The 11,949-nt window shown below is 56.2% G+C and carries 12 protein-coding genes; 11 read left to right on the top strand and 1 reads right to left on the bottom strand.

All coding sequences use genetic code 11. The features are described 5' to 3' along the window. The first annotated feature begins 8 nt into the window (after positions 1 to 8). The 11 genes from RBB63_RS07610 to rlmN all read left to right on the top strand — a co-directional run bounded on the left by RBB63_RS07610 (position 9) and on the right by rlmN (position 11,462). On the top strand, positions 9 to 422 hold the full coding sequence (locus RBB63_RS07610) for a hypothetical protein (RefSeq protein WP_309382748.1): 414 nt from the start codon (positions 9 to 11) through the stop codon (positions 420 to 422). A 196-nt stretch (positions 423 to 618) separates the two neighbouring features. Then, the gene (rpmF, locus tag RBB63_RS07605) at positions 619 to 798 is read left to right on the top strand and encodes a 50S ribosomal protein L32 (RefSeq protein WP_309382747.1); all 180 of its coding nucleotides are present in this window, start codon (positions 619 to 621) and stop codon (positions 796 to 798) included. Between the two features lie 218 nt (positions 799 to 1,016). Then, on the top strand, positions 1,017 to 2,099 hold the full coding sequence (gene plsX, locus RBB63_RS07600) for a phosphate acyltransferase PlsX (RefSeq protein ID WP_309382745.1): 1,083 nt from the start codon (positions 1,017 to 1,019) through the stop codon (positions 2,097 to 2,099). Positions 2,100 to 2,150: 51 nt separating this feature from the next. After that, positions 2,151 to 2,885, top strand: a complete 735-nt coding sequence (locus RBB63_RS07595) for a DUF3047 domain-containing protein (protein ID WP_309382743.1) — start codon at positions 2,151 to 2,153, stop codon at positions 2,883 to 2,885. A 3-nt stretch (positions 2,886 to 2,888) separates the two neighbouring features. Next, on the top strand, positions 2,889 to 3,884 hold the full coding sequence (locus RBB63_RS07590; RefSeq protein ID WP_309382741.1) for a beta-ketoacyl-ACP synthase III: 996 nt from the start codon (positions 2,889 to 2,891) through the stop codon (positions 3,882 to 3,884). A 162-nt stretch (positions 3,885 to 4,046) separates the two neighbouring features. Beyond that, positions 4,047 to 5,420 carry a tetratricopeptide repeat protein gene (locus RBB63_RS07585; protein ID WP_309382739.1) on the top strand — a complete coding sequence of 458 codons (1,374 nt, stop codon included), beginning with the start codon at positions 4,047 to 4,049 and terminating at the stop codon, positions 5,418 to 5,420. Between the two features lie 3 nt (positions 5,421 to 5,423). Next, positions 5,424 to 5,942, top strand: coding sequence for an LPS assembly lipoprotein LptE (gene lptE, locus RBB63_RS07580; RefSeq protein ID WP_309382737.1), 519 nt, complete (start codon positions 5,424 to 5,426; stop codon positions 5,940 to 5,942). A 72-nt stretch (positions 5,943 to 6,014) separates the two neighbouring features. Further along, entirely contained in the window at positions 6,015 to 7,424 is a 1,410-nt protein-coding gene (locus RBB63_RS07575; RefSeq protein ID WP_309382735.1) for an MFS transporter, read from the top strand. Between the two features lie 171 nt (positions 7,425 to 7,595). Continuing rightward, positions 7,596 to 8,777, top strand: a complete 1,182-nt coding sequence (locus RBB63_RS07570; RefSeq protein ID WP_309382733.1) for a hypothetical protein — start codon at positions 7,596 to 7,598, stop codon at positions 8,775 to 8,777. A 598-nt stretch (positions 8,778 to 9,375) separates the two neighbouring features. Next, complete coding sequence (locus RBB63_RS07565) at positions 9,376 to 10,017, top strand: PEP-CTERM sorting domain-containing protein (RefSeq protein ID WP_309382731.1); 642 nt, start codon at positions 9,376 to 9,378, stop codon at positions 10,015 to 10,017. A 296-nt stretch (positions 10,018 to 10,313) separates the two neighbouring features. Then, positions 10,314 to 11,462, top strand: a complete 1,149-nt coding sequence (gene rlmN, locus RBB63_RS07560) for a dual-specificity RNA methyltransferase RlmN (RefSeq protein ID WP_309382729.1) — start codon at positions 10,314 to 10,316, stop codon at positions 11,460 to 11,462. 47 nt (positions 11,463 to 11,509) lie between these two features. On the opposite strand, the gene RBB63_RS07555 is transcribed toward rlmN, so the two are convergent. Beyond that, positions 11,510 to 11,929: a DoxX family protein gene (locus RBB63_RS07555; protein ID WP_309382727.1), complete on the bottom strand. Its 420-nt coding sequence runs from the start codon at positions 11,927 to 11,929 to the stop codon at positions 11,510 to 11,512. Positions 11,930 to 11,949 lie beyond the last annotated feature (20 nt).

Here is an 11,949-nt window from a genome sequence, read left to right as displayed (position 1 = left end):
AACCAGCCATGAAACAGACCATACTCGTCCTGCTCGCTCTTCTCATCGCCAACCAAGCCTTGGCTCTGGATCCAGCTTCGGTTGCCACGTTTGACCGCCGTGTCATTTCTGAGGACGAAGTCGAGTACTACGAAGACGAAACTTCGCTCAAGCCGTATGTCGCCTACATCGATATTGTAAATTTCCGCACGATGAGCACGCCCGGAGGAGACCGCTACGCCATGGTCACCCTCAAAAACCTCATGGACGGGCGGCAGGTGCTTGAGCCAAAAGACTTCGTGGGCATCTTTGCTGACGGCAATCGCGTCAACCCCGGTTTTCGCACCATCATGCTCGAATCCGGCGAAACACGCACCGTTGTCCTCCCCTTCGGCGTCAGCAAATTCCCACTCATGAAGCTCCTGATTGATAATCAGGAATGATGGCGAGGCTGAAAATGAACGGAAATTGATCGAAAAACGCTACTTAGCGCCTATAAATCAGAAACTTACGCTGAATAACGCCGCTTTCGTCGATTCGATGCCAGTAAATGATGCAATTTTCTATTGACGATGGGGCTGGCGCCGTCCATTTTCCTCACTTTTCCCGAATCACGGAACCACCTTAACACCTTTCGTCATGGCACAACCCAAACGCAAGCAATCCAAACAGCGCAGCCGTCTTCGCCGCGGCGCGAACCGTTTCCAGGCGCCTTTGCTCGCCAAGGACAACAACGACGGCACCACCTTCAAGCCGCACCACGTCAACCCGGCCAACGGGATGTATCGCGGTCGTCAGGTCGTGGAAGTCGAGCTGTAAGCTTCACCTGTCCAACCAAACTTTTCCAACCCGGCTGTCATGGCCGGGTTTTTTGTTTGTCAGTTTACGATCAGCGCCACTTGGTCGGCTCCCCTGGCAAATAGAGATAACATGGAGTTGCCCAGTTCGCACATCCCAGGGTTAAATTCGTCACCAATGACTGCATCCCCAGAATCTCAGCTTGACCCGGGGCAAGACAAACACAGCCTCAAGCGCCAATGAGCAACCCTTCTTCCAACGATCACCCAATCGCTGTCGATGCAATGGGTGGGGATCTTGGCCCAGCCGAGGTTGTCGCCGCCACACGTCTCGCCCTAGATGAGGTTAAGGCGCTGAAAAACGTCATCCTCGTAGGCCCGGAAGGCGAATTAAAGCCACTGCTCGACGAAGCCGGCTTGGGGAGTGACTCCCGTGTGAGCATCCACCACGCCCCGGATGTCATCAGCATGCATGACAAGCCCAAGGAGAGCTACAAGAAGAAGGGCTCGTCCATGATCTCGGCCCTCAAGTTGGTAGCCGATGGCCAAGCTGGCGCCGCCGTGAGCTGCGGCAATACTGGCAGCCTGATGTTCGCCGCTACACTCATGCTGCGGAAGTTGCCCGGCGTCGAGCGCCCAGCCTTGGCGACCATTATTCCGAGCCGTAACCACCACTTTCTGTTAATTGACGCCGGCGCCCAGCCGGAAACCTCGTCCACCCAGCTCGCCCACAACGCCATCCTCGGCTCGGCCTATTACACCGCCGCCACCGGCAAACTGAATCCCCGTGTCGGACTCATGACCATCGGCACCGAAGAGGGCAAAGGCACGAAGCGCATCATGGAGGCCCACGAATACATGAAAGGCATCGGCGAAGCGGGCATCATGAACTACATTGGGCCAGTCGAAGGCTTTGATACCTTTAAGAACGTCGTCGACGTTGTCGTGTGCGACGGCTTTACCGGCAACATTTTGCTGAAAACCCTGGAGTCTTGCTACGGGACGCTCAAAGAAACGCTCAAAGACGAGTTGATGGCCAGCCCAGTGCGCAAGCTTGGCGCATTCATGTCTCAAGGCGCCTTCAAATCGATGAAGAAGACCTTTTCGCCGGATAATTACTCTGGCGCCCCCCTCCTTGGCCTAAACCATCTGGTGCTGAAGACCCATGGCTCCAGTGATCGTTTCTTCATCCGCAGCGCCATCCGCATCGCGCTCGAAACCCTGCGTCACGATATGGAAGAGCAGGTGCAAAAAGACATTGAAAAAGGCAACGGCATCATGAAAGCTCCCGCGATGGCCTCCACATCGGCGGACAACACATAAAGTAACGCGCGCCCCTGCCGGCGCTCCCCGACCAAGACGCACTTTTACCGAATGACGATTTCCCACTGGCTCCCCCGCTTGACGGCTCTGGCCCTCGGGGGTGGTTTATTTTTTATTTCCGCCCACGGCCTCTCCACCGCTCCGGCGACCTTTGCCCCACTGCTGGATGAGCAATTTGACCAGATGGAAAACTGGGAAACGCTCGATTTCCCGCTCCAATCCAACTCTCAATACAGCATTACGCCCGAGGGCTATCTTTGCGCAACTTCGCAGGATTCCGTTTCAGCCATCGTCTTGGCGAATAAATTTCAACCGGCGACAACACCAATCCTAACTTGGCGCTGGAACGTCGAAAACACCCTCATCAAAGGCAACGCTGAGCAAAAGGACGGCGACGATTTTCCCCTGCGCGTCAGTGTTTGCTTTAAATTTGACCCCAACACCGCCAGCGCCTCCGAGCGCCGTTGGTTCAAAATGCAAAAGCTGGTCTGGGGCGATTATCCACCCGCCAAGGTCCTCCACTACGTTTTCGCCAACCGGAGTGACCTGCCACAGAACATTCTGCCTTGCCCTTACTCCGATCGCGCGCGCATCATCGTCAAACGTTCCGGCTCAGGCGACCTGAAACAGTGGCACGAAGAGCGGGTCAACATTTTGGAAGACTTTCGCGCTGCTTTCGGCGAGGAGCCTCCTGCCGACGCCGTGATCAGCATCATGGCCGACAGCGACAACACCCACGAATCATCCACCGCCTACGTGGACTGGATCCAAGTTTCCACTCAATAAATCATGACCCCCACTTCGGTAATCATCTCTGGTCTCGGGACCAGCATTCCGGAAAAGGTCGTCACCAACGACGACCTGACGCGCGTCATTGATACGTCTGACCAGTGGATCCGCTCCCGGTCCGGCATCGCCGAGCGCCGCCTGGCCGGTGAGCAGGAAACCACTTCGTCAATGGCCGCCGCCGCCGCCGAAGCCGCCATGACCGATGCGGGCGTCAGCAAAGACGAAATCGATCTGGTCATTGTCGGCACGATGAGCCCGGACCTCCCCTTTCCTTCCACTGCATGCCTCGTGCAGGCGCATCTGGGCCTCAAACCAGTCGCCGCGTTCGATGTGGTGGCCGCGTGCTCGGGCTTCCTCTACATCCTCGAAGTCGGGGCCAAGTTGATGCAGTCTGGAGCTTATCGCAATGCACTGATCATCGGTTCGGAAAAGATGTCGAGCATCCTCGATTGGCAAGACCGCTCCACCTGCGTCCTCTTTGGCGATGGGGCCGGCGCCGCCGTCCTTTCACGCTCCGATATTCCGAATATCGGCGTGGGCGAAATCCTCCTCCGCGCCGATGGCTCGAAGATGGACCTGCTGAATATGCCCGCTGGCGGCACACGCCAACCCGCCTCAGCAGAGACCGTTTCCACCCGCCAGCATTTCCTCAAGATGAACGGCAAGGAAGTCTTTAAGCACGCCGTGCGGGAGATGGGCGACATCACGTTGGAGACCATCGAGAAAAACGGCCTGCAGCCCGAAGACATCAAGTGCTTCATCCCACACCAGGCCAATATTCGCATCATTGAGTCCATTGCCAAGCGGCTTGGCGTCTCGATGGATCGCTTCTACGTGAATATCGACCGTTACGGCAACACCTCTGCCGCCAGCGTGCCGATTGCCATGTGGGAAGCCCGCCAAAAGGGCCGTTTCGGTCCCGGCGACGCGATTCTCCTGACCGCCTTTGGCGCCGGCCTCACCTGGGGCGGCGCGATTGTGCGCTGGCCGGAGTAGTCAAATATCCATTTTCAATGGTCAATTATCAATTTTCAATTTGCAGCTAAAAGCGCAAAACGCTGATGGAATTGAGCTTTGAAAATCGAAAACTGAAAATTGATAACCGAATTCGGCTTGCTAGAGCCCGCTGAGGCATCTTTAGATGGTTTTGTGGCAGCTATGAAAAACTTCCAACTCGCAACTATCGTATCGGCTCTGGCGATCAGCGTATCCGTCGCTCAGGCAAAATTGATTTGGACGCCGGAAGAAGGTTGGCGGATGGAAGGCGGCGCAACTCAGGCCCTCTTTGGCAACACGCTGGAGGAAGCCCCCACTGGTACTGCGCTGGAGCTGATGAATCAAGCCCGGGCTAAACAAGAAGACGGCAGCCTCGGCGGCGCATTGGACCTCTACGATGACGTCATTGACGACTACCCGGAGTCCATCTACGCACCCGAAGCCCACTTCCAGCGCGGCAAAATCTACACTGAGCGCCACCAGTTTGAAAGCGCTCAGGAGGAATTCCAGCAAATCATCGCGCGCTACCCCAACTATGATAATTTCAACGCTGTCATCGAAGCCATGTATAATCTGGCGGAGAAAGTTCAGGACGGCTCGATCCCCTACCTTTGGGGCACGATCCCATGGTTCCCCGAACCAGCAGTGGGCATCGAAGTCTATGAGGAAATTGTCGCCGCTGCGCCATTCAGCGAATACGCACCGCTTTCGCTCATGAACATTGCGCTCATGGGCCGCGACACTGATAAGCCGGAAGACGCCATCGACGCGCTCGACCGCCTGATCAACAATTACCCGAACAGCGTGTTGACGCCTGACGCGTATCTCCAGCTGGCCGATGTCTATGCCTCCCTCGTGCAAGGCCCCTCCTGGGATCAGGGAGCGACTCGCGAAGCAGTCAGTTTTTACCAGGATTATTTGATTCTTTACCCGGACAGCACCGGCTCCTACGAAGCCGAAGCCGGCCTCTACTATATGCGCGAAACGCTGGCCGAGAGTAAGTATGAAGTCGGCGACTTCTACTGGAAATATCGCAACAACCCACGTGCAGCCCGAGTAATGTATGGGGAAGCGATCACGGTTTCTCCACAATCAGCCATTGCCAAGAAGGCTGAGGAAATGATCGCCAAAATCGACTCAGGCGTAGAGCCGCCAATGACGCCGGTTGACTGGATTTTCGGCCGCTACCAGCGCCCAAGCTACACTGCCTACGAAGACCAGTCCAAGATCGACGCGCTCGAAGACCAAGCCTTCCAAATCGAGCAGTCCGAAGCCTTTCTGGAAACTCCCGGCGCCGAAGCCCTGGAAACCGTGGATGGCGACGACGTGAAGGAATACGAAGGCGTCGGCGCGCCAATCGACGATTACTTTGTGGACCCGGAAACTGGCGCTCTGATCCCGATGCCGATTGAGCCGCTGGATCCGGACCAAATGATTCCCTACAATCCTCCTGGCCCAGACACCAAGGAGCAAAAGGCCATCGACCAGTTCCAGCAGGATCAGGCGGAAAACCAAGACGTGCCCGCCGGAGGTTAATCGATGCCCACACACCCCATGCGCCTGCTCTCGCTCTTTCCTGTTCTGCTTTGCATCTGGCTGGTTTCAGGCTGCGCCAACTACCAGTTGGGCGACAAGGTGGAAGTGCCCTTTAAGACGGTCTACGTTCCACCGATCATCAATCGCTCCTTCGCGCCACAAGCAGAAGTCACCCTGGCCTCGCAAGTCATTGAAGACCTCAACCAAAGCGGCCAGGTCAAGGTCGCCGAGGGGGGGGCTGACGCCAAATTGAGCATCATCCTGAGCAACTACGAAAAGGGCGTCTCCGCCACGCAATCGACAGACACCCAGGCCGCTCGCGCCTTTACGCTCATTTTGACCGCGACCATCACTTTGACCGATAACCGCACTGGCGAGGTCTACATCGACCAACGAAACATCACGGCCACGCAGCAGGCCTTTACCAACGGTGGGTTCATTCAGTCCGAATATCAGGCAATGCCAGTCCTGACGCGTTCCCTCGCCGAGAAAATATCTAATCAGGTGCTTGGCGCCTGGTAATACTCGAACAGCCTAATCACATGCTTGATTTTTGCCATTGACCCAAAATATCAATGGTATGATAGCTGATACATGTCCAAGCATGTTACCCCGGATAAAGATCGAGTTCCCCTAAAAGAAAAAATCATGTATGGCGCCGGTTCCGGCAGCTTCCAGATGGCCAATGATGGCGTGAAGGGGCTGGCGAACCAAATCTTCAACATCACGCTGCATGTTGATCCGCTCCTGATCGGCTTCGTGTTGACCTTCTCTCGAATTGTCGACGCCTTCACCGACCCGATCATGGGCAACATTTCGGACCACACGAAGTCCCGCTGGGGCCGACGGCGGCCGTATATCTTTATCGGTTCGTTCCTGGTCGCCGCAGCGTTCATCGGCCTGTGGATGGTGCCCGAAACCTGGAACACGCACCGGATCTTCATCTGGTATTTCTGGGGCATGCTGCTCTTCTACCTGTGCACGACGATCCAGTGCGTGCCCTATCATACTCTCGGGCTGGAAATGACGCCCGACTACCACGAGCGAACGGTCGTCTCCGGCTACAAGATGTTCTTCAGCTTCACCTTTATGCTATTCGTGCCGTGGATATTCCGCATCGTTCAAGCCGACATTTTCCCCAGTGTCATGGTCGGCATGCGAACCATCAGTTGGTGGGTGGCAGGCGCAATCATCATCGGGGGTCTGCTCCCCGCCATCTTCGTTAAAGAACGCTACTACAAGATCGCGAACAAGGCGGTAAAAGTCGGTTTCTTCAAGGGCATGTGGCTAACCATGAAGAACAAATCCTTTCTCATCCTCACTGGCATCATCCTGACGACGGGTATTGGCGGCGGCATGGTCGGCGCACTCGGCAACTACGTCATTTACTACTACATGTTTGAGGGCGACACCAAAGCAGGTTCGACCCTCGGCGCTATCGGCGCTAACGTATTCTCCGTCGCAGCGATCATTAGCATTCCGATCATGACATGGTGCGCCGGCCGCTATGGAAAAGTCGCCACGATCAAAGGCCTCGTCGTTCTTGGGATCGTTGGCGCCCTGAGCAAATACTTGCTCTACAACAAAGAATGGCCGTATCTGCTCCTGCTTTCCCAGTTCATGGTGGCGCCGCTGGCCGCAGGATTCTGGACGCTCACCACCTCCATGAAAGCGGATATTTGCGACGAAGATGAACTCGATAACGGCGCCCGTCGCGAAGGCATGTTTGGCTCCGTTGGCAACTGGATAACCAAGCTGACGATGTCCTGCACCTTCATCCTCGCAGGCTGGATTCTGAATTACACCGGCTTCGACGTAAATCTGGGCGGGGGCCAATCTCCCGAAACGCTGGAAAAGATGCGCATCCTCTTTAGCGTCGTGCCAGCCACATCAAGCATTCTGGCGTTCTTCCTCCTTGCGATTTACCCACTTAACGAAAAACGCATGCTTGAGATACGCGGCGAGCTGGAAGCCCGCCGCGGCGAAACGGACCAAGACGCATAACTGGTTCCACTGATTCTGTTTTTACAAAGGCGCCCGCTTCGATCAGATCGAGGCGGGCGCGCCTGATAACGGATCTAACGCAGCAAATCCCAATGACCCCAAAATCAGGCTCGCAAAACCTCAATATCTGAATTATAATACCCCCACAAAAATCATAACTACTGCTACATTATGAAGTTTAACATCCGCGATCTGAGTGCTGGCGCACTTGCCACTCTAATCACCACACATTTCCTGCAAGCCCAAGTGGAAGTGCCCCTCCAGCTAATCAATGTAGGAGATGACGTCTACCGTGTTGGCATCAACTTAAGCTTTGGCGCTGAATCCGGGGCAACTGAGCAACGCTTATTCCTCTTCGATACCGGCAGCTCGCCGTTAATCGCCAACGAAAATGTAGACATCGGCAACAGCGCCTTCTCCGGCAGAGAAGGTCTCGCAAGCTACGGCTTTAACGACGACGATAAGCACCCCTACAAAGTTTATAACGGCTCAGTCATCATCGAAGATCGCCAAGGTGCGACTCACACCATCTCCAACGTTGATTTCGGCCAGGCCTACACAACGTCCACCTACCCCAACGGGGGCTATCTTACTGAACCGCCCTTTTACGGCATCATCGGCGCCAGCCTGACCCCCAGCCTATATGAATGGGAGTCCAACACCTACGCTCTGTACAGCGCATTAGGGCAAATTGCGGCCGGGTCCGGGCTCAAGCCTGGCTTCACAGTCGACATTGCCTCCAGCAAAAAGTCCCTCTACATGGGCGTATCCGACCAGCAGATTGCCAACTTCGACTTTGTTGCGCCGATGAATCACTTGGTCGGCACTGCGGCAAGCTACAATGTGTTTCCGAATACCGGCTACACAACCTACAGCCAAAACATCATTAACACGCGTTTGGCAATCAACGGTGAAGAGCTCTCCACAGAGGCAATCCCCACCGCTTTTGACAGTGGCGCTCCGGATGTCACTCTCTTAACCGGGCCAACAGATTGGCCAGACCTCAACATACCGGAGGTTCCCAGCGAATACCTCACCACCGAAGGCGAATTTGAATACATCACCGACGGAGTCCCGCTCGTTCTGGGCGTGTTTGAGGGCGACGGCATAATAAATTACGATTCTGAATACGCTTACCACCCAACACGGACAGAAGTCAAAACGGCGGAAGAGGACGCGCACCTGAACACCGGTATCCTTCCCTTCTTCTATTATCAAATGACCTTTCTGCTCGATGATGGAACGGGCCAAGGCTACGTCGGTTTCACTCTCGTGCCCGAGCCCGAACACTACGCCCTCGGCCTGGGCGCACTGTCGCTAATCGTATTAGCTGTGCGACGCAGACTGTCCTGACGAACAACTTGGACATCAGGATTCAAAAGGATGACAACGCCGACGATGCGGTGGAATTTCACTATGCCTGCATCATTGGTTTTGACGATGGCGACGTCCATGCAATTGCTCTCGCCATAGCGTCACCAGCCAGATGAGCCGCCACACGTACTTTGCGTCGACATAAAACCGACGGCGGGCGCCTCGTCCAAGGAGCGTGCGCATTATATCAAAGCCGCTCCACAACCTTCCATTGCTCCATTGCTTCGGGTGGCCTGCTTGGGTGGCCAATTCGGCAATCCGCCCGCCAATCTAATGCTGGACAGCAGCACCCGATTGGGTTCACGCGCTGAGTAAAATGGCAAAAATCTGACTTTCTGCGGAAGTAAAAGACTTTCAGGAAAGCGAATCACATCGATTCACTTCAGGTAACCTACCTGCGCCGGAAGCATCCTTTCTGAATACTTGTCTCAAAAACAATACGTTCCGACAACGCACGTAATGATTCTCAAATAGCTATATATACGTTATTTACGTTGACATGACTAAAGATAACGAGATTCAGTATCTTTTAACTCTGCCACTTGGCGGGGTCTAAAACCTATACTAGACAAACCTAATGCAACACTCCACCTTCACGACCTCCATGCGCTTAGCCGCTGTGGGTATTCTGCTGAGCGCGCCATCCACACAGGCGGTTATTTCCTTCGACTTTGTCCAAACGGCATCGGGCGTGACCGTCTCCGCCAGCGGCGAAACGCCCGACTGGTTTAGCGGCAGTTTCCCCATACCGTTTGCCGAGCAAGCGATCTTTGGAGACAATGGCGAAGGGACCATTCTCTCGTACACCACCAACGGCGACAACTACATGGGCAGCACCACATTCACGAGCATCAGCGGAGACATCCCCTGGGGCGATGCCAGCTTGGTCGATACAACCAGCGTAAGCGGCAGTACGCTGGCGATCCTGATCGCCGAGGGTTCTGGCAACGTAACTATCTTCTCGGATGTTAGCACGGCCAACACCACGATGGGTGGCTCTATCGCCACATTCTCCAACGGTGAAACGCTGGCCGACTTCGGCTTTACGGCGTCAGACATCGCTCTGGGCGGGGGCGCCTTTTCCCTACTCGACGCCAGCAGCAACACGCTGGTCGAAGTCAACTGGTCAACCGCCGTGGTTCCAGAGCCGAGCACCTACGCCATGATTTTTGCCGGCCTGGTTGGCGTCGCCGCGTTCATCAAGCGACGCCAACGATAGTATTTTTTAGCCAATAATCCATAACCGTGCCCCATGCTGCATCTCCGTGGCATGGGGCATGGCTTTTCAGAATTCCGGCGCCGCCAGGCACGATTGCCTGTTGGCCTTCTCAAGAACCTTGGCAGACGACTTTACTCACCGCTGCGGGGACGCGGGATCGTCGGCATTGGTTGGCCGTAGGACAGCGCACCAGCATCCGGTCGTAACGCCGGATTGGCGGCGCCCGCCCGCATTGCCCCACCCTTCTCACTTGCCAGCGGGCGCGTGGGCTGCTTCGCTTGGCCGATTAGACACCCATGAAATACACGCCCGAGAAACCACTCATATACGGAGAGACGCTGGAGTCACTGCGCGAGCGGTTGGCGGCCAATGGCGAGAAGCCATTTCGCGCCGGGCAGATCATGGACTGGCTTTACAAGAAGCGCGCCAGCTCGCCGGAGGACATGACCAACCTCAGCAAACCCCTGCGCGCCTGGCTGACCGACACCTTTGAATTCGCCCCCGCCACGCCCGTGCTCGACAAACGCTCGGGCGATGTGACGGATAAGCTCCTCCTGCAGCTCGGTGACCGTTCGCTGATCGAAACCGTCATCATCCGCGCGCCGCAAAAAGGCGTTGGCCAAGACAAGTCCCGCAAAACGATCTGCATCAGCACGCAGGTTGGCTGTGCCTACGGTTGCAAATTTTGCGCTAGTGGCCTGGCTGGCTGGAAGCGGGATTTGCACGCGGGCGAGATTGTCGCGCAGCTCATAGAAGTCTGCCGCCGGGAGGATCCCAACACGCCGCGCGCCCGCGAAGAGCTGGCCAGCTTTGACAACCTCGTCGTCATGGGCATGGGCGAGCCGCTGGCCAACTACGACGCCCTCATGCGCGCGCTGACGATCCTCAATGCCGACTGGGGGCTCAACTTCGGCGCGCGCCGCATCACGATTTCCACCTCCGGCCTCGTGCCGCGCATTTACGACCTGGCCGAAGAAACGATGGGCTTCCGCCTCGCGCTTTCCCTGCATGGCGCGACGGACGAGGTTCGTGAGCAGATCATGCCCGTCAACCGCAAGTGGCCGCTCAAGGAATTGCTCCCGGCCGCCAAGGCGTTTTCCGAAAAGCACGGCCGGATGATCACGCTGGAATTCATCCTGATTCAGGACATCAATGACTCACTCGACCAAGCGCGCGAGCTGGCCAGGATCGCCCGCGACCTGCACGCCCACGTCAACCTGATCCCCTACAACACCGTGCAGGGCCTCGACTGGATTCGCCCCAGCATCGACCAGCAGGAAGCCTTCGTGCAAATCCTCCACGACGCCGGTGTCTCCGCCACGCTTCGCCGCGAAAAAGGCCACGACATCAACGCCGCCTGTGGCCAGCTCCGCCTCCAGGAGGAACGCGAGCGCGGCCAGATCGAGCCCGTGCCAGCGAAGGCTCGCATCCCGCTGGACCGGTAGTTTCGCTGCGCGAAAGGTTCGAGCCTTGGGGCCGGATTGGAAGTTCGCTACATTGAGTCTTTCTTCACGGCGAAGTTGCCTGAGCCGGTGAAGAACAGACCCAGTGTTACCGCAGCGAGCATCATCGGGTAGCCCGCATCCTTGATGATGTCGCCACCACCATTGATTTTGACGGCAGTCGCCACAATCATCGTGCAGAATAGAAAGAAAGACGAGATGCGCGTGCAGACACCAAGGATGATCAATAAGCCGCCCACCAACTCAGCCGTCGCCGCCATACCACCCCACAGCAAGGGTGCGAACGTTATGCCAAAAATCGCCATCGACTCGCCGACGCCTTTAAGCGAATCCGCGCCACCGGCAAACTTCGGAATCCCCGCCGCCACGAAAATGATTCCGGCAAACAGACGAATGATCAGCAGGCCAAGGTTGGGGCTGTTAACGAAGTTGGTGATCTTTTCCTTCATGCGGCAAAGTTGGACACTGA

Origin of the sequence: Cerasicoccus frondis (genome assembly GCA_031296915.1) — a bacterium.
In the GTDB taxonomy this organism is placed as follows: domain Bacteria; phylum Verrucomicrobiota; class Verrucomicrobiia; order Opitutales; family Cerasicoccaceae; genus Cerasicoccus; species Cerasicoccus frondis.
Note: the sequence above shows the minus strand (reverse complement) of the source record. Positions and strands in the feature narration are given on the sequence as shown.

Excerpts from the sequence above, each read along its gene's own strand:
- RBB63_RS07610 (WP_309382748.1), top strand. The coding sequence starts at position 9 with ATGAAACAGACCATACTCGTCCTGCTCGCTCTTCTCATCGCCAACCAA.
- rpmF (WP_309382747.1), top strand. The coding sequence starts at position 619 with ATGGCACAACCCAAACGCAAGCAATCCAAACAGCGCAGCCGTCTTCGC.
- plsX (WP_309382745.1), top strand. The coding sequence starts at position 1,017 with ATGAGCAACCCTTCTTCCAACGATCACCCAATCGCTGTCGATGCAATG.
- RBB63_RS07595 (WP_309382743.1), top strand. The coding sequence starts at position 2,151 with ATGACGATTTCCCACTGGCTCCCCCGCTTGACGGCTCTGGCCCTCGGG.
- RBB63_RS07590 (WP_309382741.1), top strand. The coding sequence starts at position 2,889 with ATGACCCCCACTTCGGTAATCATCTCTGGTCTCGGGACCAGCATTCCG.
- RBB63_RS07585 (WP_309382739.1), top strand. The coding sequence starts at position 4,047 with ATGAAAAACTTCCAACTCGCAACTATCGTATCGGCTCTGGCGATCAGC.
- lptE (WP_309382737.1), top strand. The coding sequence starts at position 5,424 with ATGCCCACACACCCCATGCGCCTGCTCTCGCTCTTTCCTGTTCTGCTT.
- RBB63_RS07575 (WP_309382735.1), top strand. The coding sequence starts at position 6,015 with ATGTCCAAGCATGTTACCCCGGATAAAGATCGAGTTCCCCTAAAAGAA.
- RBB63_RS07570 (WP_309382733.1), top strand. The coding sequence starts at position 7,596 with ATGAAGTTTAACATCCGCGATCTGAGTGCTGGCGCACTTGCCACTCTA.
- RBB63_RS07565 (WP_309382731.1), top strand. The coding sequence starts at position 9,376 with ATGCAACACTCCACCTTCACGACCTCCATGCGCTTAGCCGCTGTGGGT.
- rlmN (WP_309382729.1), top strand. The coding sequence starts at position 10,314 with ATGAAATACACGCCCGAGAAACCACTCATATACGGAGAGACGCTGGAG.
- RBB63_RS07555 (WP_309382727.1), bottom strand. The coding sequence starts at position 11,929 with ATGAAGGAAAAGATCACCAACTTCGTTAACAGCCCCAACCTTGGCCTG.